This is a genomic window from Roseovarius atlanticus (assembly GCF_001441615.1).
Lineage (GTDB): Bacteria > Pseudomonadota > Alphaproteobacteria > Rhodobacterales > Rhodobacteraceae > Roseovarius > Roseovarius atlanticus.
Genome location: NZ_LAXJ01000018.1, coordinates 26,843 through 52,636, shown reverse-complemented (window position 1 = coordinate 52,636; position 25,794 = coordinate 26,843). Strand labels below are relative to the sequence as shown.

Annotated in this window: 23 protein-coding genes; 10 read left to right on the top strand and 13 right to left on the bottom strand. The window is 65.8% G+C overall.

What is annotated here, in order from left to right; genetic code table 11:
* Window positions 1-19: 19 nt before the first annotated feature.
* The 3 genes from dnaG (at window position 20) to XM53_RS15100 (ending at window position 4,439) form a co-directional block, all read left to right on the top strand.
* Window positions 20-1,972, top strand: a complete 1,953-nt coding sequence (gene dnaG / locus XM53_RS15110) for a DNA primase (RefSeq protein WP_057794779.1) — start codon at window positions 20-22, stop codon at window positions 1,970-1,972.
* Window positions 1,973-2,085: 113 nt separating this feature from the next.
* Window positions 2,086-4,077, top strand: a complete 1,992-nt coding sequence (rpoD, locus tag XM53_RS15105; protein ID WP_057794777.1) for an RNA polymerase sigma factor RpoD — start codon at window positions 2,086-2,088, stop codon at window positions 4,075-4,077.
* Between the two features lie 125 nt (window positions 4,078-4,202).
* Window positions 4,203-4,439: a hypothetical protein gene (locus tag XM53_RS15100; RefSeq protein ID WP_057794775.1), complete on the top strand. Its 237-nt coding sequence runs from the start codon at window positions 4,203-4,205 to the stop codon at window positions 4,437-4,439.
* 145 nt (window positions 4,440-4,584) lie between these two features.
* Here the strand turns inward: XM53_RS15100 and XM53_RS15095 are convergent, their stop codons facing one another.
* The gene (locus XM53_RS15095; protein ID WP_057794773.1) at window positions 4,585-4,788 is read right to left on the bottom strand and encodes a dodecin family protein; all 204 of its coding nucleotides are present in this window, start codon (window positions 4,786-4,788) and stop codon (window positions 4,585-4,587) included.
* A 104-nt stretch (window positions 4,789-4,892) separates the two neighbouring features.
* Here XM53_RS15095 and XM53_RS15090 point away from each other — a divergent pair, with 104 nt between their 5' ends.
* Window positions 4,893-5,309: a secondary thiamine-phosphate synthase enzyme YjbQ gene (locus tag XM53_RS15090; RefSeq protein WP_057794771.1), complete on the top strand. Its 417-nt coding sequence runs from the start codon at window positions 4,893-4,895 to the stop codon at window positions 5,307-5,309.
* A 14-nt stretch (window positions 5,310-5,323) separates the two neighbouring features.
* Here the strand turns inward: XM53_RS15090 and XM53_RS15085 are convergent, their stop codons facing one another.
* Window positions 5,324-6,001 carry an SDR family oxidoreductase gene (locus XM53_RS15085; RefSeq protein WP_057794769.1) on the bottom strand — a complete coding sequence of 226 codons (678 nt, stop codon included), beginning with the start codon at window positions 5,999-6,001 and terminating at the stop codon, window positions 5,324-5,326.
* Between the two features lie 223 nt (window positions 6,002-6,224).
* Here XM53_RS15085 and nrdR point away from each other — a divergent pair, with 223 nt between their 5' ends.
* From nrdR to XM53_RS15070, 3 genes are read left to right on the top strand one after another with little or no spacing between them, the layout of a single operon-like run.
* A complete protein-coding gene (nrdR, locus tag XM53_RS15080; protein ID WP_057794767.1) occupies window positions 6,225-6,701 on the top strand; it encodes a transcriptional regulator NrdR in 477 nt (158 codons plus the stop codon).
* Window positions 6,698-7,810, top strand: coding sequence for a bifunctional diaminohydroxyphosphoribosylaminopyrimidine deaminase/5-amino-6-(5-phosphoribosylamino)uracil reductase RibD (gene ribD / locus XM53_RS15075; RefSeq protein WP_057794766.1), 1,113 nt, complete (start codon window positions 6,698-6,700; stop codon window positions 7,808-7,810). Before nrdR ends, ribD begins: the two co-directional genes overlap by 4 nt.
* Window positions 7,811-7,843: 33 nt before the next feature.
* Entirely contained in the window at window positions 7,844-8,878 is a 1,035-nt protein-coding gene (locus XM53_RS15070; protein WP_057794764.1) for a hypothetical protein, read from the top strand.
* Window positions 8,879-8,888: 10 nt separating this feature from the next.
* Here the strand turns inward: XM53_RS15070 and XM53_RS15065 are convergent, their stop codons facing one another.
* Genes XM53_RS15065 through XM53_RS23080 form a run of 3 tightly spaced genes read right to left on the bottom strand, consistent with a single transcriptional unit; the run spans window position 8,889 to window position 10,737 of the window.
* Window positions 8,889-9,851: a sensor histidine kinase gene (locus XM53_RS15065; RefSeq protein WP_057794762.1), complete on the bottom strand. Its 963-nt coding sequence runs from the start codon at window positions 9,849-9,851 to the stop codon at window positions 8,889-8,891.
* A complete protein-coding gene (locus XM53_RS15060) occupies window positions 9,836-10,528 on the bottom strand; it encodes a response regulator transcription factor (RefSeq protein ID WP_057794760.1) in 693 nt (230 codons plus the stop codon). Before XM53_RS15060 ends, XM53_RS15065 begins: the two co-directional genes overlap by 16 nt.
* A complete protein-coding gene (locus XM53_RS23080) occupies window positions 10,525-10,737 on the bottom strand; it encodes a hypothetical protein (RefSeq protein ID WP_144435558.1) in 213 nt (70 codons plus the stop codon). The genes XM53_RS15060 and XM53_RS23080 overlap by 4 nt, the downstream gene beginning before the upstream one ends.
* A gap of 182 nt (window positions 10,738-10,919) precedes the next feature.
* On the opposite strand from XM53_RS23080, the gene deoC reads away from it, so the two are divergent.
* Together deoC and XM53_RS15045 are read left to right on the top strand one after the other, a co-directional pair.
* Window positions 10,920-11,909, top strand: a complete 990-nt coding sequence (deoC, locus tag XM53_RS15050; protein WP_057794756.1) for a deoxyribose-phosphate aldolase — start codon at window positions 10,920-10,922, stop codon at window positions 11,907-11,909.
* A 36-nt stretch (window positions 11,910-11,945) separates the two neighbouring features.
* Window positions 11,946-14,291, top strand: coding sequence for an aldehyde dehydrogenase family protein (locus tag XM53_RS15045; protein WP_057794754.1), 2,346 nt, complete (start codon window positions 11,946-11,948; stop codon window positions 14,289-14,291).
* A gap of 31 nt (window positions 14,292-14,322) precedes the next feature.
* Here XM53_RS15045 and XM53_RS15040 read toward each other — a convergent pair whose 3' ends face one another.
* From XM53_RS15040 to XM53_RS15025, 4 genes are all read right to left on the bottom strand, one after another.
* The gene (locus XM53_RS15040) at window positions 14,323-14,997 is read right to left on the bottom strand and encodes a cupin domain-containing protein (protein ID WP_057794752.1); all 675 of its coding nucleotides are present in this window, start codon (window positions 14,995-14,997) and stop codon (window positions 14,323-14,325) included.
* A 52-nt stretch (window positions 14,998-15,049) separates the two neighbouring features.
* Window positions 15,050-17,089 (bottom strand): capsular polysaccharide biosynthesis protein, encoded by a 2,040-nt coding sequence (locus XM53_RS15035; RefSeq protein ID WP_057794750.1) that lies wholly within the window; start codon window positions 17,087-17,089, stop codon window positions 15,050-15,052.
* Window positions 17,089-18,195 carry a polysaccharide biosynthesis/export family protein gene (locus XM53_RS15030; protein ID WP_057794948.1) on the bottom strand — a complete coding sequence of 369 codons (1,107 nt, stop codon included), beginning with the start codon at window positions 18,193-18,195 and terminating at the stop codon, window positions 17,089-17,091. Before XM53_RS15030 ends, XM53_RS15035 begins: the two co-directional genes overlap by 1 nt.
* A 136-nt stretch (window positions 18,196-18,331) precedes the next feature.
* The gene (locus tag XM53_RS15025) at window positions 18,332-19,624 is read right to left on the bottom strand and encodes a capsule biosynthesis protein (RefSeq protein WP_057794748.1); all 1,293 of its coding nucleotides are present in this window, start codon (window positions 19,622-19,624) and stop codon (window positions 18,332-18,334) included.
* Window positions 19,625-19,776: 152 nt separating this feature from the next.
* On the opposite strand from XM53_RS15025, the gene XM53_RS15020 reads away from it, so the two are divergent.
* Window positions 19,777-20,364 carry a riboflavin synthase gene (locus XM53_RS15020; protein WP_057794746.1) on the top strand — a complete coding sequence of 196 codons (588 nt, stop codon included), beginning with the start codon at window positions 19,777-19,779 and terminating at the stop codon, window positions 20,362-20,364.
* Between the two features lie 290 nt (window positions 20,365-20,654).
* Here XM53_RS15020 and XM53_RS15015 read toward each other — a convergent pair whose 3' ends face one another.
* The 4 genes from XM53_RS15015 to XM53_RS15000 all read right to left on the bottom strand — a co-directional run bounded on the left by XM53_RS15015 (window position 20,655) and on the right by XM53_RS15000 (window position 25,671).
* On the bottom strand, window positions 20,655-21,305 hold the full coding sequence (locus XM53_RS15015) for a DUF3726 domain-containing protein (RefSeq protein WP_057794744.1): 651 nt from the start codon (window positions 21,303-21,305) through the stop codon (window positions 20,655-20,657).
* Complete coding sequence (locus XM53_RS15010; protein ID WP_057794742.1) at window positions 21,302-22,993, bottom strand: hypothetical protein; 1,692 nt, start codon at window positions 22,991-22,993, stop codon at window positions 21,302-21,304. Before XM53_RS15010 ends, XM53_RS15015 begins: the two co-directional genes overlap by 4 nt.
* A 69-nt stretch (window positions 22,994-23,062) precedes the next feature.
* Window positions 23,063-24,631: a BCCT family transporter gene (locus tag XM53_RS15005; RefSeq protein ID WP_057794741.1), complete on the bottom strand. Its 1,569-nt coding sequence runs from the start codon at window positions 24,629-24,631 to the stop codon at window positions 23,063-23,065.
* A 44-nt stretch (window positions 24,632-24,675) separates the two neighbouring features.
* Window positions 24,676-25,671: a membrane dipeptidase gene (locus XM53_RS15000; RefSeq protein WP_057794739.1), complete on the bottom strand. Its 996-nt coding sequence runs from the start codon at window positions 25,669-25,671 to the stop codon at window positions 24,676-24,678.
* Window positions 25,672-25,794: the final 123 nt, after the last annotated feature.

The following is a 25,794-nucleotide window of genomic DNA, read 5'->3' as shown; positions in this document are numbered from 1 at the left end:
TTGACCCATATTAGACGACATGAGCCTGCCACCCGGATTCCTTGACGAGCTGCGCACCCGCACCTCCATCGTGCAGGTGGTGGGGCGCAAGGTTATGTGGGACAACCGCAAGTCCAACCAAGGCAAGGGCGACATGTGGGCGCCGTGCCCCTTCCATCACGAAAAGACCGCCAGCTTTCACGTCGATGATCGCAAGGGCTATTACTATTGCTTCGGCTGTCATGCGAAGGGCGACGCGATCTCGTTTATACGCGAGACCGAGAACGTGGAGTTCATGGAGGCGGTAAAGATCCTGGCGCAGGAGGCCGGGATGCCCGTGCCCGAGCGCGATCCGCAGGCGCAGGCCAAGGCCGACCGGCGCACGCAACTGGTCGAGGTGATGGAGATGGCGGTGCGCCATTTCCGGCTGATGCTGAAGGCCGGGGCGGGGGCCGCGGCGCGCGACTACCTGACGGGGCGGGGACTGGATGAGGCGGCGCAGGAGCGGTACGACATCGGGTTCGCAGCCGACGCCTGGCAGGACCTGTGGGACCACCTGAAGGGCAAGGGGGTGGAGGACGACCTGATCCTTGGCTGTGGCCTCGCCAAGCCCAGCAACAAGGGCGGCAAGCCCTATGACACGTTCCGCAACCGCATCATGTTCCCGATCCGCGACCCGCGCGGGCGGTGCATCGCTTTTGGCGGTCGGGCGATGGACCCGACCGATAATGCCAAGTACCTCAACAGCCCGGAAACCGAACTTTTCGACAAGTCGCGCACGCTTTATCACCACGGCCCCGCGCGTGAGGCAGCGGGCAAGGGGCAACCGCTGATCGTCGCCGAAGGCTATATGGACGTGATCGCGCTGGCCGAGGCCGGGTTCGGCGCGTCTGTGGCGCCGCTGGGCACGGCGGTGACAGAGCACCAGCTGGCGATGCTGTGGCGCATCGCGGACGAGCCCATCATGGCGCTGGATGGCGACATGGCGGGGCTGCGCGCGGCCTACCGGGTGATCGACCTGGCGCTGCCCTTGCTGGAGGCGGGCAAGTCGCTGCGCTTCGTGCTGATGCCCGAAGGGCAGGACCCCGATGACTTGTTGCGCGCGGAAGGCGCAAGCGCCGTTCAGGCGCTGCTGGACAAGGCCATGCCGATGGTTGACCTGTTGTGGCAGCGTGAGACCGAAGGGCGCGATTTCGACAGCCCAGAGCGCAAGGCGGCGCTGGACAAGGCGCTGCGCGAAAAGATCATGACGATCCGCGACCCCAGCCTGCGCAGCCATTACGGGCAGGCCATCAAGGACCTGCGCTGGCAGTTGTTCCGGCCCAAGCCGAAGGGCGGCGGCGGCTTTGCGGCGCGGGGCGGCAAGTGGCAGAAGATCGAACCGGTGCGGGCCACGACGAAATCGTCCTTGCTGGTGGCGTCGGGCGAGGCCGCGCAAACGCATCTGCGCGAAGCTGTCGTGCTGGCGACCCTCATTCGCAATCCCGAGATCCTGCCGGAGTTCGAGGCCGACCTCGATCGCCTGCAATGCGAGCCGCCGCATCACGGACAGATCCGCGATGCGCTGCTGTTCCATCAGCCGGGCGGCACCGGCACGCTGGAGGCCGAATTGTCGGAAAAACTGGGGCTCGACGTGGTTGAAAAACTGTTGTCGCTGCCCCATGTCGCCTTAGTTCCTGCCGTGCGGCGCCCGGGGGATGCGGAGCTTGCCCGTATGACCGTTGGCGAAACACTGGCGAAGCTGGAGGCAGACCGCGGTTTGGCGGCTGAAATCCGGGAGGCCGAGCAGGACATTGCTGGTGTTGCCGATGAAGCCGTCACCTGGCGGCTGAACGAGGCAGCACAGGCCCGCAACCGGGCATGGACCAGCCAGCAGGAAGACAAGACGGAATATGAGCGGGGCCGGAACGGTGCCCCGGTCAGCCGCGCAGAGAGAGAGCGATTCGATGCGTTGCTGGATCAGATCGGCTTCAACAAAGGGTCTGAAGGGTAACGCTTTGAATGTAATCTTAAGCAATCAGGGGTTAAGGGTTTGCGAATCACCCCGTCGCCATGTTGATTCGGATTAGCGAATCACCTTCACCCGGATGGGACCAGGAGAGCTGAATGGCCGCCAAAGACACCGACGACGATCAGAAGACCGAGGAACAGGACGCCGAAATCTCGCTCGACATGAGCCAGGCGGCCGTCAAGAAAATGATCGGCGAGGCGCGGGAACGCGGCTTCATCACCTATGACCAGTTGAACAATGTGCTGCCGCCCGACCAGGTGTCGAGCGAGCAGATCGAGGACGTGATGTCGATGCTGTCCGAGATGGGCATCAACATCATCGAGGAAGAAGAAGCCGAGGAAGAAGAGCAAAAGACCACCGCCGTTGCCGAGATCGGCAAGAAGGGCGAGGTCGCGCTGGGATCGGGCAAGGATGAAAAGCTCGACCGGACCGACGACCCGGTGCGCATGTATCTGCGCGAGATGGGGTCTGTCGAACTTCTGAGCCGCGAAGGCGAGATCGCCATCGCCAAGCGGATCGAGGCCGGGCGGAATACGATGATCGCGGGCCTGTGCGAAAGCCCGCTGACCTTCCAGGCGATCACGATCTGGCGCGACGAGCTACTGGGCGAAGACATCCTGCTGCGCGATGTGATCGACCTTGAGACCACATTCGGCAACCAGATGGGCGACGGCGAGACCGATGAGCCCGTGGTCGAGGCCGCCAATATCGCCAGCGCCCCGAACGAGAAATCCGAATCCAAGGACGATCCTGAACTGGACGCTGACGGCAACCCCATCGCCAGCGACGACGACGAGGACGAGGAAGAACAGGCCAACATGAGCCTTGCGGCGATGGAGGCCACGCTGAAGCCGCGCGTGCTGGAGACGCTGGACCGGATCGCGTCGGATTACGAGAAGCTGAGCGAGATGCAGGACAGCCGCATTTCGGCCACGCTGAACGAGGACGGGTCGTTCAGTGACAAGCAGGAAGAAACCTATCAGAAGCTGCGGTCCGAGATCGTGGAGCTGGTCAACTCGCTGCATCTTCACAACAACCGGATCGAGGCGTTGATCGACCAGCTTTACGGCATCAACCGCCGGATCATGCAGATCGACAGCGCGATGGTGAAGCTGGCCGACCAGGCCCGCATCAACCGCAAGGAATTCGTCGACGAGTATCGCGGCCGCGAACTGGACCCCAACTGGCTGGAAGACATGGCCCAGAAAGAGGGCCGCGGCTGGAAGATGTTCATGGAGCGCAGCCCCGAAAAGGTGGAAGAGCTGCGTGCCGACATGGCCCAGGTGGGCCAGTATGTGGGCCTGGACATCAGCGAGTTCCGCCGCATCGTGAACCAGGTGCAGAAGGGCGAGAAGGAAGCCCGGCAGGCCAAGAAGGAAATGGTCGAGGCAAACCTGCGGCTGGTGATCTCGATCGCCAAGAAATACACCAACCGGGGCCTGCAGTTCCTCGACCTTATCCAGGAAGGCAATATCGGCCTGATGAAGGCCGTGGACAAGTTCGAGTATCGTCGGGGTTACAAGTTCTCGACCTACGCCACCTGGTGGATCCGGCAGGCCATTACCCGGTCGATCGCCGACCAGGCGCGCACCATCCGTATCCCGGTGCACATGATCGAGACGATCAACAAGCTGGTGCGCACGGGCCGCCAGATGCTGCACGAGATCGGCCGCGAGCCGACGCCGGAAGAGCTGGCCGAGAAGCTGCAGATGCCGCTGGAGAAGGTCCGCAAGGTGATGAAAATCGCCAAGGAGCCGATCAGCCTCGAGACGCCCATCGGCGACGAGGAAGACAGCCAGCTGGGCGATTTCATCGAGGACAAGAACGTGATCCTGCCGCTGGATTCGGCCATCCAGGACAACCTGAAGGAAACCACGACGCGGGTCCTGTCCAGCCTGACGCCGCGCGAGGAGCGGGTGTTGCGGATGCGGTTCGGCATCGGGATGAACACCGACCACACGCTAGAGGAAGTCGGCCAGCAATTCTCGGTCACGCGCGAACGTATTCGCCAGATCGAGGCCAAGGCGCTGCGCAAGCTGAAGCATCCCAGCCGGTCGCGCAAGCTTCGGTCGTTCCTCGATCAGTAAGGCCGGGCTGTCGAAGCCCGGTTTCTGACAGGCGGAAATCCTTGACGGAAATTGAACCTCGCAGGAGTGCAGGACGTCTCATACCTGAGATTTGTATCCGCGACCGTTGAAGGAGAGATTGTCCGATGTCAGACCGCATGGTCCATAGCGCCGACGTTTTTGTCTTCAAAGCCGCGCCGGGAGCGGAAAGCGGCGGCGGATTGGAAGAGATGATCTGGATTGATCTGGATCCTCCCGTTTCGATTGCGGAAAGTCACCGCGGTACCGTCTTGACAGCGGGCAATGCCAGCTCCGCGGCGGACGAACCCGATCCGCAGCCAGTGTTGATGGTCGTCGCAGACCAACAGGATTTCTGGTACTGAGCGGCCCGCGCTGCCGGATGGTCGATCAGCAGATGGGCCGCGATTGAAAAGGCCCCCTTGGCCGTATGCCCAAGAGGACCTTTGCGTCGGTTCGGCTTAAGCGTCGGCAAGTCCATGAAGCAGACCCGCATTGCCCGCTCTGGCGTCAGTCGTCCAGAAGGAAGGTCACGGCCAGGTTCACTCTGAACTCCGACACGTTTCCATTCGACACGCTGACGTTCGAATCCTTGATCCACGCGCTTTCGATGTTGCGCAGCGTCTTGGACGCGCGCTGGATGCCTTGCTTGACGGCATCATCGAAGCTTTCTGTCGAGGTCGCGGAAATTTCGGTTACTCGTCCGATAGACATTTGGTTCCTCCTTTTCCGTCCAGTGGAGAAACGCAACGGGCCCGCCCCTTGTTCCTGACAGTGACTCACTGGCGGAGTTCGGCTGAGACCGGTACAACGCGGACATGCAAACAGCGTTCACGATAAAGACGCGAGGGCAAGGCCTGTACGAATTTACCGGGGACGTGACCGACTGGGTGGCGGACCAGGGCGTACAAAGCGGGCTTCTGACACTATTTATTCGTCACACATCCGCCAGCCTTCTGATCCAGGAAAATGCCGACCCGGAAGTGCAGAGCGATTTGCGGAACTATTTCGCGCAATTAGTGCCGCCAACCAGCGATCCATCCATGGCGTATTTGACCCATACCTATGAAGGACCGGATGATATGCCAGCGCATATCAAAGCCACCATGATGCCAGTAAGCCTGTCGATCCCCGTGACCGACGGAAGGCTCGTGCTGGGCACCTGGCAAGGCATCTATGTCTTCGAGCATCGCGATGCGCCGCACACCCGCAAGGTGGCGGCGCATCTGGTCTGACTCTTGAAGGAGCCTCAGCCTGTGGGCATCACGACCACTTCCCGCACGTCGGCACGCTCGGGCTGGTTCAGGGCAAAGACCACCGCGTCGGCAATATCCTCGGGTTTCAGCTTGTCGGGCTTGGCCTCGTCGAAGAACGGCGTATCGACCATGCCAGGGCAGATCACCGTGCAACGGCCGCCCCATTCGCGCATTTCCTGGCTAAGATTGCCGGCGAAGCCTTGGACGAACCACTTGGACGCGCCGTAGATCGAGCCGGGCAGGTGGATCTTGCCTGCGACCGAACCTGTCAGCACCGCGTGGCCCTTGGATTTTTGCAGATGCGGGAACGCCGCCTTGATGGTGTAGAGCAGACCGTTGATGTTGAGATCGAGCATCTGGCGCCATTCGTCGGGATCGCCGTTTTCTACTCCCGGTGTGTCAAGCCCGCGACCTGCGTTGGCGAACACCGCGTCGAGGCCTCCGTAGTGATCCGCGGCACTGTCGATGGCCTTCTTCAGCTCTTCCATGTCGGTGACGTCGCCGGGCAGTGCAAGGGCGTGATCGTCGCCAAACTCTGACGCCAGCGCGTCGAGCTTGTCCTTGCTGCGGGCGAAGAGCGCGACGTTCCAGCCGCCGGCGACGGCCTTGCGGGCGGTTTCGGCACCGATGCCGGTGGAGGCGCCGGTGATAAAGAGAGTCTTGCGTGTCATGATGGTCCCTCAAGGTTTGATTCATCAGATAGAAAGGCAACGAAACTGGACATCCAGCGTTCCTTAGACGCTTCGTCGCAGCATCGTGGCCCGAAAATGACGCTTGATGTTGCGGCTGCATTTGCCCTCTACCCAAAACTTTGCGGCTGCCCTATAGTAGCTGTGGATAACTGGGCAATAGACCCATGACCGTCAGAGGCAGAGAAGAAAAGGGGACCGGCCGATGCGCTGCCCGTTTTGCGGAAATATCGACACTCAAGTGAAGGATTCACGCCCCGCGGAGGATCATGTTTCGATCCGGCGGCGGCGCTTTTGCCCGGCATGCGGCGGGCGGTTCACCACCTATGAACGCGTGCAATTGCGCGACCTTGTGGTGGTCAAAACCAATGGCCGGCGCGAGGATTTCGACCGGGACAAGCTGGAACGGTCGATCCGGATCGCCTTGCAGAAACGCCCGGTCGAGCCGGAACGGGTGGAGCAGATGATCTCGGGAATCGTGCGGCGGCTGGAGTCGCTGGGCGAGACGGATATCCCGTCGAAGACCGTGGGTGAGATCGTGATGGAAAGCCTGGCCCGTATCGACACGGTCGCCTATGTCCGTTTTGCCAGCGTTTACAAGAATTTCCAGGCGGCGGACGATTTCGACAAGTTCGTAAGCGAGTTGCGGCCCGGCGTGGTGGAAGAGCCCGGAGAGACGTGAACCCGGACGACATCCGCTTCCTCAGGCTGGCACTAGGCCTCGGGCGTCGGGGGCTGGGCCGGACTTGGCCCAACCCTGCCGTGGGCTGCGTGATCGTGAAGGACGGGCGCATCCTGGGCCGCGGCACGACGGGCCTTGGCGGGCGCCCCCATGCCGAGCGCGTGGCGCTGGAACAGGCGGGCGCGGCGTCGGAAGGTGCCACGGCCTATGTCAGCCTGGAGCCTTGCGCGCATCACGGACGAACGCCCCCTTGCACCGACGCCATCATCGCGGCCCGGATCGCGCGGGTGGTGGTGGCCATAGGCGACCCCGATCCGCGGGTGTCGGGACGGGGCTTTGCCGCGCTGCGCGAGGCGGGAATCGCGGTTGAGATCGGGCAGTGCGCGGCGGAGGCACGATATGACCTTGGCGGGTTCCTGAGCCGGATGACACGGGGGCGCCCGGAGGTGACTCTGAAGCTGGCCACGTCGTTCGACGGGCGGATCGCCACGGCCAGCGGGCACAGCCAGTGGATCACCGGGCCGCAGGCGCGGCGCTGGGTTCACGCCGCGCGTGCGCGTCACGATGCCGTCATGGTCGGCGCGGGCACGGCGCGGGCGGACGACCCGTCGCTGACGGTGCGCGACATGGGTGCCACGCACCAGCCTGTGCGCGTGGTGGTGTCGCGCCGATTGGATGTGCCGCTGATGTCTGCGCTGGCGAGAAGCGCGAAAGAGGTTCCTGTATGGATGTGCCACGGCCCCGATGCGGATGCCGCTCTGGTCGATGCATGGAAAGGGCTTGGCGCCGAAATGGTGCCTTGCGGCCTGTCGGGACGGCAGCTGGACATGGGGTCTGTCCTGAACGAACTTGGGCGGCGCGGGCTGACGCGGGTGTTGTGCGAAGGCGGTGGGGCGCTGGCGGCCTCGCTCTTGTCCGAGGGCCTGGTGGACCGGATGGCCGGGATCACCGCCGGGTTCGCGATGGGGGCCGAGGGCTTGCCGGGGATCGGGGCGCTGGGATTGGACCGGCTGGATGGGGCAAGCCGGTTCGAGCTTGTAGAGGAGGCGGCCCTGGGAGAGGATATTTTGCACGTCTGGGTTGCAGGGCGCCCAGCCGAGGGCCTATAAAATGTGGACGGTCCGGCAAGGGAGTGGCCGGGGATGATCAGGGGAATAATCGCGGCGTTCGTGACGCTCTGGCTTTCAGCCGGAGCGGTGTTCGCGCAAGCCGCGTTCGACGAGGCGGTGGCGCTTTGGCTGTCGGGCGACGATGCCGAGAGCTTGTCTCGCTTGGCGCAACTGGCGCGCGAAGGTCATAGCGATGCCCGTATCCTGCTGGCCCGGATCGAGACCATGGATCGCGGACCGTCGCCCTATCGCATGGGGCTGGAGCCGGATGCGCGCCGGGCACTCTTTCGCGATATGTCCGGCAAGACCCTGTTCGGCCGCAGCTGGCTGGCGGTAGAGGCAAGCCAAGGCAACCGGCTGGCCGAAATGTTCCTGCGGTCGCGCAAGCCGTTCCTGCAACTGCAAACGCATTTCGCGCTGTGGCAGGCCGGCGAGCGGCAGGCCACCGATTATCCGACGCGGATCGCGGCGCTTTACGGGTCGCGCGAGATGCGTGAGAAACTGGTCGCAAGCGAGACGATCCTGCCCGAGATGCGACCCTACCTGGCATTCCTTGCCGACACGCCCGAGCCTCAGGCCGATGGCATGGCGGCGCTGCGGCACATGCTGGCACTCGGCCCGGAAGTGGTCAGCCCGGAAGACCCGGAAACACTGGGCATGGCGCAGTTCCTGGCGCTGGGCTTCGGCTTTGGGGACATGAGCGCAGGCAACAGGTGGCGCAAGCCGGTCGAGGACTGGGTGCTGAGCGACTTGTCGGCCCGCCCTATCGCCGATCTGTGCCGGGCGGAATGCCCCAAACGACCCGGCGCCTGCGGCGTGGCGCTTCTGGCGCTGACGGGCGGGTTCTACGAAGTGTCGCGGCTGGACAGCCCGTATGAAAAGGTGATCCCGCAGGAGCAGTTCCTGAACAGCCCGCGGGCGCGGGTGATGACCTTGCGCCGTGCCGCGCTGGCCCGCGACGAGCCGAACCAGAAATACCTGTCAGACCGGCCCGGCATGTCGCGCCTGTCAAGCTGTGCCGCGGTGCTGGTTCTGCGCGAGCGGGCCGTTTATGCGCGGATGCGCTGAGGGCGCGTCGTCAATCGAAAGTGATGTCGAAAAGCGCGCCCCGGTCGGACGGCAGGAGCGCGATGTCGCCGCCGGCGGCGCCCAGCATGGTGCGCACGATCGCCAGCCCCATACCCGTGCCGCCCGTGGCGCGTCGGGTGGTAAAGAACGGCTCGAATATCCGGGCGCGGTTGCCCTGGGAGATGCCCGGGCCGTCATCCTGGACGGTAAAGCCGGCCTCGGTGCCCGTGATGGTCAGCTGCCGGGCGCCATGCGCGGCGGCGTTTTGCGCAAGATGGGTCAGGATGGCGTGCAGGGCATCGGGGTCGAGCGGTACGGCGCGGTTCTGATGCACCTTCAGCGCCAAGCCCGCATCCACCTTCTTCAGCGCCTCGGACAGCTGCGTCGGGCCGCGCCCCAGAGGATCGCGCGCGGTGGCAAGCCGGCGGAGCGCATCCAGAAGCACCTGCATCTTTTGGGCCGAGGTGCGGATCGTCTCGGTCAGCTTGGCACGATCTTCCGTCGCCATGTCGTCTTCGAGCAGTTCGGCGGCGCCGATCAGGCTGGTGAGCGGCGACTTCAGTTCGTGGGTGACGTGGTTGGTATAGGCGCGCAGTCCGGCCTCACGGTCCTGAAGCGTGCTGCCCATGTCCAGCACCGCCTGGCCCAAGGCGGTCAGTTCCGGCGTGCCGAAATGCCGGGGCAGAGGCGCGTCGTCGCGCCCGTCCTTCACCGCCTTGGCGTGGGCAGTCAGCGCGTAAACCGGCCGCAGGACCAGCCGCCAGAGCAGGAACGCCAGCAGCAGGGTCGTCACCACGGCCAGAGTGCCGATCAGCAGCGTGGTCTCGCCCCAGCCGAGGATGAAGCCGGCGACCTTGAAATAGCCGATGGCGATAACCGGAAGCACCAGCACCGCCGAAAGCGTGCCGCCGATCACCAGCGCCAGCGGTGGGCGCCATTTGCGGCGGATGCGCTGCTTTACGCCGCCTGGCATGTGCCCATCCGGATGCCCACCCCATGCACGGTCTCGATGGCGTTGTCGCATCCCGCCTCGGCCAGCTTCGCGCGCAGGTTGCGCAGATGGCTGTCGAGGGTGCGGTCCGACACGTGGATGCTGGGCCCGTAGACTGCATCGGTCAGTTGGGCCTTGGTGGCCACGTGGTCGGGGCGGGTCATCAGGTGTTCCAGCAGCGACATTTCGCGGGCGGTGAGCGCGATGGTTTGCGTGCCGAAACTGCACAGGTGTCGCTCGGGGTCGAGGCGCAGGGCACCGTGGCTGAGCGGCTGGGGCACGCCGGTGACCGGGCCTTGCTCGGTGCGCTTGAGGATGGCGCGGATGCGGGCCACAAGTTCGCGCGGCGAAAAGGGCTTGGTCACGTAGTCGTCGCCGCCTAGCTCAAAACCCAGCACACGGTCGATTTCCTCGTCGCGGGCGGTCAGGAACAGCACGGGCGTGTCATGCTCGGCGCGCAGGCGGCGGCACAGTTCCAGCCCGTCCATCTCGGGCAGGCCGATATCCAGCACGATCAGGTCAGCCTTGCCGCTGCGCGCCTTGGCCAGGCCTTCGGCGCCGTCACCGGCCTCGGCCACGTCGTGACCCGCTTTCTTCAGGGCGATGCGCAGCACGTCGCGGATCTGGGGGTCGTCGTCGACGATCAGGATATGGCTCATCTTTCCGTCCGCAGGTGTACCGTTTCGGGCATGAAGCTAGGCGATTGGTCCGGTTTGGAAAAGCCCTGACGTTCCGGCGGCGTGGCGTGGGTGGTGCCCGACAGCGCAAGGCCCGACAGGATGGCGAGGCCAAGTGCCAGAAGCAGGGCGCGGCGGCGCTGGGGCCGGGCAGTATGGGTGCGGGGCTCGATAGGGAAGGCGTGTCGCATCTGGGGCTCCTCTTGCTGCGGATTATCCTCGGGATGCGGCCAGGCTAGGGCGAGGATGTGCACGGATCGGCAGCGCGGTTGTGCAGCTTTCGTGCAGGCGCACCTGCGCCCGGCTGCGGCTTGCCAAAGGGCGGCGTGCATGAGACGCTTCGCGGGTGATTTTCCATGCTTGAACGGTGGCCATGACGATCCGGACAGAGACCGCGCAGACGCACCTGCCGCAGACGCTGGAGCCGCGCAACGCGGGAGTGCCGCTGGACCTCGACCAGGTGGCCGGGGTCGCGGTGAATACCTCGGCGGTCGAGCGGCGGGCGGGCACGTTGCCGGGGCGTCGGACGGTCAAGAAAGAGTTCCAGGCGGCGTGGTTGTGCCGAGCCATCAGCTGTATCGACCTGACGACGCTGTCGGGGGACGACACCGCGGGACGGGTCGCGCGGCTGTGTGCCAAGGCGCGCCAGCCGGTGCGCGCGGACCTGCTGGAGGCGTTGGAGATGGAAGGGCTGACCGTGGGCGCGGTCTGCGTTTATCACGACATGGTCGCGCCGGCGCGGCGGGCATTGGAGGGCAGCGGCATTCCGGTGGCCGCGGTTTCGACCGGGTTCCCGGCAGGGCTGTCGCCGTTCCACCTGCGGCTGGCGGAGATCGAGGCGAGCGTGGCCCAAGGTGCCGACGAGATCGACATCGTGATCTCGCGCCGACATGTGCTGACCGGCGACTGGCAGGCGCTTTACGACGAGATGCGGGCCTTTCGCGCAGCCTGCGGCGCGGCGCATGTAAAGGCGATCCTGGCTACGGGCGAATTGGGCAGCCTGCGCAACGTGGCGCGGGCAAGCCTTGTCTGCATGATGGCGGGCGCGGATTTCATAAAGACCTCGACGGGCAAGGAAAGCGTGAACGCGACACTGCCGGTGACGCTGGTGATGCTGCGGGCGATCCGGGCCTATCACGCGGCGACGGGATACCGGGTGGGCTACAAACCCGCAGGCGGCATCTCGAAGGCGAAGGACGCGCTGGTTTACCTGTCGATGATCAAGGAAGAGCTGGGCGATCGGTGGCTGCGGCCCGATCTGTTCCGCTTTGGCGCGTCGAGCCTGCTGGCGGATATCGAGCGGCAGTTGGAACATCATGCGACAGGCCGGTATTCCGCCGGGTGGCGGCATGGGCTGGGGTAAGCGGATGGATTTGAGTATTTCGGGAACGATGAAGCCATGACCGTAAAGGAGATCTTCGAGAGCATGGAGTATGGCCCCGCGCCGGAAAGCGCCGCCGACGCCTATGCTTGGCTGGTGGATCAGGGCGACCGGTTCGGGCAGTTCATCAACGGGGCGTTCACCGCGCCGGGCGAGGGGTTCGAGGCGAAGAACCCGGCCACGGGCGAGGTGCTGGCGCTGCTGAGCCAGGCCAGTGCGGAGGACGTGGATGCCGCCGTGGCGGCGGCGCGGAAGGCCCAGCCGAAGTGGGAGCGCCTGGGCGGGCCGGGCCGGGCGCGGTATCTATACGCGCTGGCGCGGCTGGTGCAGAAGAACGCGCGGCTTTTCGCAGTGCTGGAGACGCTGGACAACGGCAAGCCGATCCGGGAGAGCCGCGACATCGACATTCCCCTGGTGCACCGGCATTTCTATCACCACGCCGGGCTGGCGCAGTTGCTGGAGGTCGAGCGGCCGGACCGGCGCGCGCAGGGCGTCTGCGGGCAAGTGATCCCGTGGAACTTTCCGCTGTTGATGCTGGCGTGGAAGGTGGCGCCGGCGCTGGCGGCAGGCAACACGGTGGTCCTGAAACCCGCGGAATGGACGTCGCTGACGGCCCTGCTTTTCGCCGATATTTGCCGTCAGGCCGGGCTGCCCAAGGGCGTGGTCAACATCGTGACCGGCGACGGCGAGGTGGGCGAGCGGGTCGTCGCGCATGAGGGTGTGGACAAGGTGGCCTTTACCGGCTCGACCGAGGTTGGGCGGCGCATCCGGCAGCAGACGGCGGGGCAGGGCAAGGCGCTGACGTTGGAGCTGGGCGGCAAGAGCGCCTATATCGTGTTCGAGGATGCGGATATCGACAGCGCGATCGAGGGGCTGGTCGACGCGATCTGGCTGAATGGCGGGCAGGTCTGTTGCGCGGGCTCGCGCCTGCTGCTGCAGGAGGGGATTGCCGACGATTTCCAGGCGCGGCTGCGCGAGAGGATGGGCAAGCTGCGGATCGGCAACCCGCTGGACAAATGCATCGACATCGGCGCGATGGCCGACCCTGCGCAGGTGGAGCGAGTGCGGCGGCTGGTCGAGGGCAGTGTCGCGGGCGAATGCTTTTCCGCGGCGGTCGAGATTCCGGAGACGGGCGCGTTTTATCCGCCGACGCTGATCATCGGGCTGGCGCCGTCGGACGCGCTGATGCAGCAAGAGATTTTCGGTCCCGTGCTGGTGGCGACCACGTTCCGGACACCTGCCGAAGCGATCGCGCTGGCCAACAACACGCGCTACGGGCTGGCGGCGTCGGTCTGGTCGGAGAGCCTCAACCTGGCGCTGGACGTGGCGCCGAAGCTGGCGGCGGGCGTGGTCTGGGTGAACGGGACCAACATGTTCGACGCCGCCGCGCCTTTTGGCGGGGTGCGCGAAAGCGGGTTCGGGCGCGAAGGCGGCTGGGCGGGGCTGGACGCCTACCTGAAGCCGGCGGGGGCGCAAAAGGCACTGCGCCCGATCGCGGGGTTCACGGGAGGCACAAACGGTGTGGTCGAAGGAATGGACCGGACTCCGAAGCTCTATATCGGGGACAAGCAGGCGCGGCCCGACGGCGGCTATTCGCGCGTGGTCTATGGTAAATCCGGCAAGGCGCTGGGGCAGGTGCCCGTGGCCAACCGCAAGGATATCCGCAACGCGGTGGAGGCCGCGCGCGGGGCGGCCACCTGGGGTCGGACCAATGGACACGGGCGGGCGCAGATCCTGTATTACATGGCCGAGAACCTGTCGGCGCGAGCGGATGATTTTGCCGGCGTGCTGAACGCCATGAACGGCGGGCGCAAGGGGGCGGACGAGGTGGAGGCCAGTGTCGATCGTCTGTTCACATGGGCGGCCTGGGCGGACAAGTTTGCGGGCGAGGCTGCTGCGGTGCCGATCCGCGGCATGGCGCTGGCGCTGCGCGAACCGGTCGGCGTGATCGGCGCGTTCTGCCCTGACGAGGCGCCCCTGCTGGGGCTGGTGTCGGTGCTTGGGGCGGCGATGGCGATGGGCAATCGCGCCGTGCTGGTGGCGTCGGAGCCGTTTCCGCTGGCGGCGATGGAGCTGGTGCAGGTGCTGGAGACCTCGGACGTCCCGGCGGGCGTGGCAAACCTGCTGGTGGGGCCGGTCGCGGAGCTGGCGCCGCACCTGGCCGGGCACGCGGATGTCGAGGCGGTCTGGAGCTTTGCCTCGGCCGACTTGTCGGAGGTGATCGAGCGGGAGAGTGCGGCCAACCTCAAGCGGACATGGGTGAACAACGGGCGTGCGCTGGACTGGTTTGGCGCGGGCGGGTGCCGTGCCTTTCTTGAGGCGGCGACGGAAGTGAAGACGGTCTGGGTGCCTTACGGCGAGTGAGCGAGAGGTCCCGGATCAGGTCCGGGACGGGTTACGTCTTGGGGCCGACCGGGGTTTCGCGCAGGTGGTCGCGCTTGATCCAGACACGGGCGCCGTCGGCTCCCACCTGGGCGGTTGATGACGCGCCTTTCGGCAGGCGCAGCCAGCTGAGGCGTTTGAAGGTCTCGCTGCCTTCGGTGAAGCCGCCGTCGATCACCAGCAGTTCCAGGCCGTCGGGGGCTTCGAGCGAGACGGTCGCATCCGGCGCCCAGCGTTCCAGCGCGACATCCTCGCGGCCATCGGAAAAGAGCGGCATGATCTCGACCGAGTCGCGCTCGGGCAGGAAGCGCATCTTGTTCGTGTCGATGCGCACGTGGGTCCGGTCGGCCAGGTCGAACTGCCAGAGCTTGACGAGGATGGTGCAGCCGGGTTCGGAGCCCGGCGTGTGAGAGGATTCCGGCGGATTGCGGATATAACTGCCTTCGGGGAAGTCGCCATGCTCGTCCGAGAAGACGCCCTCGAGCACCAGGAATTCCTCGCCGCCCGTATGGACGTGGGATGAAAACGCGCTGTCGGGGGCGTAGCGCACGATCGAGGTGGCGCGGGCCACTTCGTCGCCGATGCGGTCGAGGATGCGGCGGTCGACGCCGGGCATGGGCGAGGCGATCCAGTCCTCGTCGGCGGCGTGCACCACGGCGCGCTGGGTGAAATCGCTGTTGCGGTCCATGTGATCCTCCATCCGGTTCGTTACTTCCAAGATAAGCACTCGGGCCGGATTGTCACCGCCAGAGGCTGGCGCGCGAGGCAAAGACGCCCTGAAGCTTGGCCAGAAGGCGGTTGCCCGGGCCGGGATGGGGGATGTCGCCGGTGGCGAGACGGTCCAGCAAGACCTCGACCGGGCAGGGCTGGCCGGTGACGGGATCGAAGTAGCGCGGATAGTCGATAAGCGCGGCATGCACCAGGCCGTTCAGGGTGGGCCGCGCGGCGCGGCGGGCGGGAACATCCCCGGTGTCGGTGGTCAGGCCCCAGCCGGCATAGAACGGCGCGCCCGTCGTGGTCACGGGAACGCCGCGCAGAAGCGCCTCGAACCCCAAGAGCGAGGTCATGGTGAACACACGCTGTACCTGCGACAGCAGCGCAGCGGGGTCGGTGCGGGGCAGGGCGATGGCGTCGAGCCTGTCGATGTCGGCGTGCTGGATCGTGCCGTCGCGCAGGCCCGCCTCGACATCCGGATGCGGCTTGTAGAGTAGGGCGGCATCGGGGTGGGCGGCGCGGGCGGCTTCCAGCAGGGCGAGGTTGGTCGAGATCCGGCCCGCGCCGGTACGGATCGAGGCGTCATCCTCGACCTGCCCGGGGACCAGCACGCGCGGGCCTGCGGGCAGGTCGGGGACCGAAAGACCGAGATTGTATTTGCTGAGGCCCAGCGATACGAGGCGGCGGATCAGGCGTTCGGCGCGCAGGTCCTGGTCGGGGCGCAGGGTTTCGCGCCGGATGATCCAGCGTTCCAGCCTGCTTTCGCGGGCCGGGTCGTAGTAGATCCCGAGATCGTCGCAGACAAGCGACAGGGGCGGTACCAGCTCCGCGCCCAGCCCGCGCGAGCGCAGGAAGCCATCTTCGACCCGGACCATGGTCAGGTCGGCGGGCGCCTTGCCAGCCCAGCACATATGGGTGCGTCCGGTGGCAGTGGCGACCTGCGCGGCGCGGGTGGGATCGTCCTTGAAAATCATGCGCTTCTGTGTGCCGAAGACCTGCTCCAACGGTCGGCGTTTCCAAAGGCGCATCCCCGAGGCGACCCAGCCCCGGTGATCGGCGCGCCATGCGTTGGTGCGCGCCTCGAGGATCGAGATCGCGTCTTCCAGTTCGCACAGCCGGTCGCGGTGCGGATCGTACCATTTGGGATAAAGGATCATCGCCGCGGCAAAGAGCTGGGCCCGCGACAGCGTGCGGCCCCGGCGCGAGATGGGATCGGGGTGGCGGTCCTCGGTCAGGCCCCAGCCGGCATAAAAGGGCTGGCCGAAGACATGGGGTTTGTGCCCGGCGAAGATCGCTTCGAACCCGAGCTGGGAGGTGACGGCGTAGACCGCGACAGCGCCTTCCATGAGGGTCCAGGGGCTGACCGGGTCGGAGAACAGGCGTACGCGGTCGGAGGTGTCGTCGGGCCCGAAATAGCCCTGGCGGTGGCCCTGTGCGGTCTCGGGATGGGTCTTGATCAGGACCGGGCAGCCGGGGTTTTCCTGCTGCGCGTAATAGAGCATCTCGCGGAAGGTGTTGGCGTCGGCGCCGCCATGGGTGACCGAGGCGTCGCCGCGGGTCTGGTCGAGCACCAGCACGTAGCCCGGATCGGGGCAGGGGGCGGCGGGATCGAAGGCGGTGTATTTGGTCAGGTGCGCCTCGGCCAAGCGGGCGATGCAGCCGCGGGCGCGGTCCATCAGGGCGGTGTCGTCCAGCGGATGGGTGGCGAGAAGCGTTTCGAGATCCGAGGGCGCGCTGCTGTCGAAATGCACGCCGGTATGGTCGATGAGCAGCCCCAGCGGCGGCTCGCCAGCGCGCCCGGGATTGAGCGAGCGCAGAAAGGCGTCCTCGACCCGCACGATGCCTGCGCCGGTCTTTTGCGCCACCGCCTCGCCCCGCGCGGCGTAGGGTGATCGGCCCCAGACTGCGATCAGATCGTCCGCGCCGGGCTTGCCAAGATGCAGGGGCAGGCCGGCAAGATCAAGAATGCGGCGGATGCGGCGCTGGCGCAGGAAGCCCGCGTTGAAATAGAAAACCCGCCGGGAGGCATCTGCTCCGGCGGGTTCCGAATGGGTGTCGCGCGTCATCAGGATCCGCTGAGCGTATCGCCTGCAGTCGAGATGGAGCCGACGGCGCTGAGCGTGCCGGTGAGCGCGCCGATGACTTTGCTCCATTGGGTGAAGGGAGCTTCGGTCACGTAGAGCGTATCGTCGTCGCGGATGGCGAAATCGCGGGCCATGAACATGCCGTTGGGCTGTGTCAGGTCCAGCACGTAGACCAGCCGCTGAGCGCCCACGAGGTCGTTGCGGCCCAGCACCTGGTTGGCGATTTCCGCGGGCTCGTTGCGTAGCACGAAGACGCCGGTGGGATCAGCCGCGTTGGCCTGAAGTCCGCCGACCTGGGCGATGGCCTCGATCGCCGAGATGGTGGGCGACGGGAACGGCACGCGCGCCTGCCCGCCGGTGGCGCCAAGCGCGGTGAAGGCGCGGGTGTCTTCTTCGACCAGCACGCGGTCACCGCCGCGTAGGGCGATGTCGAATTCGGGGTGGCGGAAGAGATCCTGGAACCAGACCTTGGAGCGCATTCCGCCCCGGATGACGGTGACCTGCGCGATTTCGGGCTCGATCGTCACACCGCCCGCGGCGGCCAGCATGGTCGACAGCGTGCGGGTGGGACGTTCGATCGGATAGACGCCCTGGCCGCCCACGGCGCCCACAAGCGACACGGTCGCGCCATCGCCGGCGAGGCGGCGCACCTCGACCTGCGGGTCGGGGGTTTGCTCGTCGAGCTTGGAGGTGATGATGCGCCGGATCGCCTCGGGCGTGTTGCCGGCGGCGCGGATGCGGCCCGCGTAGGGCACGAAAATGAAGCCGGCCCCGTCGACCTGCACCTCTTCCAGCAGGGTCTGGTTGGTGCCTTCGCCGGCCAGGAGACCGTCATCGACGTTTTCCCAGATCGTCAGGCCCAGCGTGTCGCCGGGACGGATCGTGTCGGAGCCGACAAGCCCCGCGTTCTTGAACGCCTCGGTGAAGCCGAGAGCGGGTTGTACGGCCGTGGCGCGGGTCACGCGGTCGTTGACCGACACCACGAAGGCGTCGCCGGATCGTTGCACGGAACCGGAATAGATCTGGCGCTTGCTGGGGCCTGAGCGGGGGAGGAAGCTGCACGACGCGACCATGCTTACGACAAGCATTATCGCGACGGACTTCGCCCATCGATTGGATTGGATTTTCACTGCCCGGTCTCCTCGACCTGTTTTATCTGCCTCGGTCTTTTTTCGAACCGTAGCGTGAAGCCGTTTGAAAATCCAGTGTCTTAGCGTCGGGTCTTCATGTGACCGCCTGCAACTGTTGCCGTGGAGCCGCGGTGCCGGTGACCAGCGCGTCATAGGGATCATCGGGGCTGAGCATCATGTCGACCGCCTGGCGCAGCAGCTGGCGGCGGCCGTTGGAGGAATAGAAACCGCCCGCGACCTGGCTGGTTTCAAGCAGGTAACGGCGATAGTCGCCGTAAGCCTTTCGGTCGGGCCGCTCGGCGCCGGCGAAGAAATCGCGCAGGGGCTTGGTCGAGACGAACTCGGGCTTGGCATAGACCGCCTCGCCGAAGGTCTTGAGCGGAATTCCGCGCCAGAGCACCTGTTGTGCCGCGGTGGAGTTTACGGTGACGGCGCTGCGCGCCTCGTTCAGAAGGCGCGCGAGCTTGCCGCCGCGCACATAATGCACGCGGTCGAAGATACCGTGCTGGCGTGCAAGGCGGCGCAGTTCCGCACGGATGGGTGTGCGGCCATCCTCGAGCGGGTGCGCCTTGACCACGAGGTGGTGGTGCCGGGGCGCGCCCTTGGCGAAATTCTCGGTCACGGTTTCAAGAAATTCGGTCATCGTGTCGAAGGGCGAATGTTTCTGGAACGAGGCGTCGTGTTCCAGTTGCAGCAGCGCCAGGTGATAGGGAAAGCCGCCGTGCCGGATGCGCCAGGTGGCGATGCGCCGGTCGATGGCCTGAAACGGCATCAGGACCAACCGCTTGAGATAAAGGGCGAATTCCTGGCGCACGGTCAGGGCGCGGTGGGGGCGGAAATTGCGGTACTTGCGGTTAAACAGCAGCACGCAGCCGTGATAGGCCGCGCCGTAGAAGATATGCTGGCGCATATCCCCCCAGGACGCGGGCGGCAACGCGGTGTCCATGTCGGAGTTTTCCAGCGCCTTGCGCATGTCGTCCACGCCCATTTCCATCAGGCGCGAATGGCCGTTGGAGCCGCCCCGTTCATAGGTCACCCAGTAGGGGCGCAGGTAACCTTCCTCGAACACGTGGATGGTGAGACCCAACGCACGAGCCTCTTCGACCGCCTGGGCGTGAATGCTACGGGTATCGCCGTAAAGCACGAGGTCTGTCACGCGCTTGTCCTGCACCAAGGCGCGGAAGGTGTGCCGCCAGTCCTCGGCGGTGCCGGTAAAGGGGATATAGCTGGCCCGGTCGCGCCAGAAGGCCGCGTCGCCCGCGTTGAAGCCGACGCGCCAGACATCCGCGCCCGCACGGCGCAACATGCGCGCCAGCTTGGAAAAGAACGGGCCGTGGGGGCCTTGCAAAAACAAAAAGACCCGGTTGTCGCCGGTTGCTGAACTCATACCCTTCTGCCTCTTTCACGCATGACTGCGTTTAATCTTTTGGACTGTAATAGACCAGTATCTAGACGAAATTAAGGCCTGGAACGGTGGGGCGGTTCTTGCCTTGGGCGGGCTGGCCCGGTAGGTCGGGACAAGGCCACAGGGAGACGGGCATGTTCACCGGGATCATCACGGATATGGGCGAGATACGCGGGCTGGAAAAGCGCGGCGATCTGCGGGCGCGGATCGGCACCGGTTATGACATGGCGGGCGTCGATATGGGCGCCTCGATCGCGTGTGACGGCGTCTGTCTGACGGTGGTGGACAAGGGGCCGGATTGGTTCGACGTGGACGTGTCAGCCGAAACCCTGTCGAAGACCAACCTGGACAGCTGGGGCGAGGGCAGAAAAGTTAATCTTGAAAGGTCTTTACGGGTCGGAGATGAACTGGGCGGGCATATCGTTTCGGGGCATGTGGACGGCCTGGCAGAGGTCGTCGGCGTCGAGGACGAGGGCGACAGCACGCGGGTGAAACTGCGCGCGCCCGAGGCGCTGGCGAAGTTCATCGCGCCCAAGGGATCGGTGGCGCTGAACGGCACCTCGCTGACGGTGAACGAGGTCGAGGGCGCGGTCTTCGGCATCAACTTCATCCCGCATACCAAGCAGGTCACTACATGGGGCCGGGTTGCGGTGGGCGATCATGTGAACCTGGAGATCGATACGCTGGCGCGCTATGTGGCGCGGCTGGCCGAGGCGGGCTGAGGCGCAAAAGGTTAACGGTCTGAGTTTCGCAAAATCGACGTCGGTATCACGTCGGTATTTTTTGCGGTATCGCGTCGGTGCCGTGGTCGCGGGCTGCGGATGAACGCACCGTTCGGGCGTGCCGGCTTTTCTAAATCTCTCTGACCGGGCGCGCGCCGATGCGCAGGACGTGGCTTGGGACCATGCCTTCCACTTGGGTGTCGAGGCTGCAGCCTGAGAAAATTCTGCGAATTTTCTGGCGCGGATGGCTAAGCGGAGTGCCTTTGAAAATTCGCAGAATTTTCTGGCGGTCAGTCGTTGTCGCTAAGACCGGCACCGGCGCCGGTGAGGCGGCTGGCCTCGGTTTCCGGAGCGTAGGTGCGCTGGGCGAAGGTGTCGAGGAGGGCGACCGCCTGCGGCATGGGGGCCGCGCGGTAGAGCCGGGTGAGCACGGTGCCGGGGCGGGCGTCGGTGGTGGAGAGATGCACGGTGTCGGTTTCGGTGCAGTCGAGCGCGGCGCCGGGATCGTGGAGCAGCGTCTTGCCGTCCGCGCGCGTCACGGTGCAGTCTTGCCAGCCCAGAGACAGGGGCGCGGCGGTGCGGTCGGCGGCCCAGACCATGTAGGGAACCAGCAGGAGCGGCCAGGCGACGGGGCCGAGCGTCACGCTGCGGCCTGCGGCCCAGTCGGCGGCCAGATCACAGAGGGTGGCGCCGGTGACGATGGGGCACAGGAGGCCGCCCGAGGCGCTCCATGCCTCGCCCAGGGACTGCGGGCCAAGCGTGTCGGCGGGGGCGCCGTCGTTGCGGGTCAGAACATCGGAAAGGGCCAGAGCCCCGGGCCAGCCCGCCGCGCAGGTCCAGCGGGCGGCGCGGCCTGCTTCCTCGGCCAGGCCCCAGGGGTAGCCGGCGCCGCGGGTGGCCTTGCGGGCGAGGGCCTCGATTTCATTCAGGGACCACGTCATGTCGCGCCCGTCGGCAGGGGCGGCAGGGTCCAGTCGTCGCCCGCATCCGCCAGTTCGTGGGGGAAGGGGGCGTGCTGGAACATGTTGATCCTGAGCCAGCGGTCCGAGCGGGGGTCGAAATGGCAGGCGCCGAAGAAGCTGAGCTTGAGGCGCAGCATGTCGACGGGCAGCATGTCGGCGCTGAGCGTGTTGTCGCGGATCTCGGCATAGGGCAGGCGGGCGGCGATCTGGGCGCGGCGGGCGATGTGGCGATGCTGGGGGTGGGCCAGAAGGAATTCAGCGACGGTGGTCTGCGGCGCGTCTGTGAGGGCGCGATGGGCCAGCACGGCGTCGCGGCCGGGGCCGAGGGGTTGCTCGTAGGGTTCGATGGGTTCCAGCGCGCGTTCGCCCAAGCGCGGTTCGAGCTTGGCTTGAGAGGTGTACCAGACGCGGGCCTGCGCCTTGGGGGCGGTCCAGTCGGTGGCCAGCGCCCAGCCGTAGATGTCTTCGATGATGGACTTGAGGTGGGCAAGCGGCATGGTGCCGTCGATGGGGAAGCTGGCCTGTTCGTCGGCGGCCATGCAATGGGTGAAGTCGTCGACGAGGTCGCCGTAGGGTTCCATCAGCAGCGAGGCGAGTTGTTCCTGGCCTTCGAGGGACAGGTGCGCCTCGCCCCAGAGCCAGAGGCGGTTCCAGGGCTGGTCGGTCGTCAGGTCTGCCGTGTCGAGGTGCGCCATGAGCGCTTTCATGTCCGAGCGCAGGTCGGTGCATTTCTGGATCTGCATGGGGTGGGCGGAGTGCCAGCCCTCGGCATGGATCTGCGCGCGGGCGGCGAAGCGGTGGAACCCCTGCGCGGTGGCCTTTGGCGCGGTGGGTTCCGAGCGGACGCGGGCCAGCGCCTCTTCCCGCGCGGCGACCCAGGCGTTGAGGAGGGCGGGGTGGTTCACCAGGAAGGGCGCCATGCCGAGGCCGGTGGAATTGCCGATGCCGAAGCGGCGGCGCAGGGTGGGGTCTAGCGGCACGGCGGACTCAGGCGCGCGGGCGCGGGCCATGTGTTCGACAAGGTCCATGACGAAGCAGCGGGTGAGGTAGACCGACAGCATCTCGATCTGAAACGGCCCGGCGCATTCGGGGCGGTGGCGCGTCTGTTCGCGGTCGGCCGCGCCGAACTTGCCCGAGCCGTAGACCGCCGTGGTGCGCATCAGGTAGCCGACGGCGCGGACTTGCTCCTCGTCCGGTTGGTGGCCCGCGCTGAGCGCGTCGACCACGTGATCCCAGAGGCGGACCGAGCGGTTGGCGCGGGAGAGCGACAGCTCGCGGTCCGAGACTCGGCCCGCTTCCTGCTTTGGTACGTTGTCGCGCAGGCGGGCGATGTCGGCGTCGGTCGGGATGCCGTCGAACAGCGTGAAGGTGGCGTCCCAGGCGGTGGCGATGACGCGGTCCGAGCGTTTGTCGGCCGGCAGGTCATGGGCGAAGGCCACCAGCGAATAGGCGTGCGCGGGGCCTTGGGCGGTATAGACTGCGTGGCCGACGCCATTCGCATCGATGTCGAACACCGTTTGGGTGATGGTCCAGTCGTCGCGCACGAGGCGGCGCAGAAGCTGGCGCATAAAGGAGAGCCGGGTCTGGTGGGCGGCGCCGAGACGGGCCAGCGTCATGACCGTGTTGGGGTCACGGGGCGGGACGCTTTGCTGTGCCACTTGTTCCATTCCGGCTCCTCCTAGCCAAGGATAGGGGCAAAGGGGCGATCCGTCCAAGGATCGCCCCGTGTGTTGGTGTCAGTTCGCCTCGCGGCCCTTGGCGAGCGTGATGCGCAGCGCGTCCCAGAGCGACGGCAGCAGCACCAGCGACACCGGCACGGCGGTGACGACGATGAAGCTTTGCAGTTTAGAGATGCCGCCCGAGCCGGTGTAGATCAGGATCAGGGCCATCACGCCCATGGAGATGCCCCAGAAGATGCGGACCGGCAGCGAGGGGATATCCTCGTTCGACATGGCGACCGAGATCACGTAGGTCATCGAGTCGCCCGTGGTGGCCACGAAGACCGTCGTCAGGATCAGGAAGAGCACCGAGACGAGGAAGCCCGCAGGCAGCGACTGTGTGATCGCCAGCAGGGCGGCGGGCAGGTTGAAGCCCTCGAACGCCGAGGAGATTGCGCCCTGGTTCGAGAGTTCGGCGCTGATGCCGGTGCCGCCGACGATGGTGAACCAGAAGCAGGTCACGATGGGGGCGATGATCGACAGCATGATGACGATCGAGCGGATCGAGCGGCCGCGGCTGATGCGGGCGATGAACATGGCCATGAGCGGGCCGTAGCCCAGGAACCAGCCCCAGAAGAACACGGTCCACCAGCCGAGCCAGCCCGGATCGCCGAAGACGCCGGCCTCGCCGCGATAGAGCGCCATGCCGAAGAAATCGGTGATGTAGGTGGTCATGCCGCTGAAGAAGCTTTGAAAGATGAAGCCGGTGGGGCCGGCGACCAGGATGAAGAGCAGGAGGAGAGCTGCGAGGATCACGTTGAAGCGGCTGAGGATCTGGATGCCTTTCGACAGACCCGTGGCCGCCGAGAGGGTGTAGATCGCGACAAGGCCGAGGATGACGGCGGCCTGCGTGCCGAAGGTGTCGGGCAGGCCGAAGAGCGCGTTGAGGCCGTAGCTGACCTGCAGCCCGAGAAAGCCGATGGGGCCGACGGTGCCCGCCACCACGGCGATGATGCACGATGCGTCGGCGATGAGGCCGATGGGGCCCTTGATGGCGGCATCGCCGAAGAGCGGGTAGAGCAGGGTGCGCGGGGCCATGGGCAGGCCCTTTTCATAGTGGTAATGCATCAGCATAACCGTGGTCAGCGCACCCAGGATGGCCCAGGCGAGAAAGCCCCAGTGCATGAAGCTTTGCGCCAATGCCGGAGCGACGACCTCTGCCGTGGCGCTTTCGGCGCCGAAATAGGGGGGTGTCGACAGGAAATGCGCCATGGGCTCGCCCGCCGCCCAGAAGACGCCGCCGCCGGCGAGGAGCGTGCACATGATCATGGCGCCCCATTGGAAGACGGGGAATTCGGGCGTGCTGAGGTTGCCCATCAAGGCCTTGCTGCCGGGCAGCACGATCAGGACGAGGCCGATGAGGAAGGTGGCCAGCAGCAGGAGCTGCCAGTAGAGGCCGAAATATTTTGCCGAGACCGCGAAGCTGGCGTCGACCATGCTGGACAGCAGGTCGAGGTCATAGAGGGCCACGAGGCAGAACAGCGCGATGAAGCCGCCGGTGATGGCGAAGAGCGGCTTGTTGATGTGATGCGTGCGACCGGAGCCGTGTGCGGCCCGGGCGTCTTGGGTGTGGGTGGTGTCGGACATTCTTGTCTCCCTGTGGAATATCCATGAATGGGCGGTTTGCGCCCTCAGGACTCCGGTTCTTTTTGGTCCGGGGTGAAGTTTTCGTCGAAAAAGCGCAGCCAGTTGTCGCCCATGAGGCCGGCGATTTCGATGTCGTTGAAGCCGACTTGTTTGAGGCCGTCGACGAGGTTCGGGAAGTCGGTGTTGTCGGTGAACCAAGAAGGCTGCGGCGGGAAGCCGGGGTTCTGGGCAGAGCCTTCGCCGTAGTCGATGCTCTTGGTCCAGCGGCCGGTGCGCATCCATTCGACGATGCTGTCGGGCTGGTCCTGGCAGAGGTCGGAGCCGATGCCGAAATGCCGAACGCCGAAACGCTCGGCGGCCATGGCGATCATCTCGCAGAAGCTTTGCAGGGTGCAGTCGGACTTGTCCTTGAGGTGATGCGGGTAGATCGAAAAGCCCATCATGCCGCCGTTCTCGGTGACCGCGCGCACAACGTCGTCACACTTGTTGCGCAGCGCCGGTTGCCAGCTGTGCAGATTGGCGTGGGTGATGGCGATGGGGCGCTGCGAGTGGTCCGCCGCTTCAATCGTGGAGCGGTCGGCGGAGTGGGACATGTCGACCACGAGGCCGACGCGGTTCATTTCACGAATGACCTCGCGGCCCATGCGGGTGAGGCCCGAATCCTCGGCCTCGTAACAGCCCGTGGCGAGAAGGCTTTGGTTGTTGTAGGTCAATTGCATGAAGCGCGCGCCGAGGTCGTGCCACACCTCGACAAGGCCGATATCGTCCTCGATGGGCGAGGGGTTCTGGAAGCCGAAGAAGATGGCGGTGCGACCGGTCTCGTGCGCGGTGCGCACATCGCCCGCCCACCGCCCCTTCATGATGAGGTCGGGAAACTGCTCGAACCAGCGGTTCCAGCGTTCGACGTTGAGGACGGTTTCGCGGAAGGTCTCGTGGTAGGCGATGGTGACGTGCACGGCGTCGAGGCCGCCTTGCCGCATCTGGCGGAAGATCTTTTCGGACCAATTGGCGTATTGCAGTCCGTCGATGCGGTAGGTCATGCGAGCCTCTTGGACATTGGAGCACACGCCGGGGCGTGGCCGCCCCTGGGGGGGCGCTGCAACATCGGAGCTTTGCACGAGGGCCGGATTGTGCGTGCGATCAATGTTACGCGGCACGTTGGC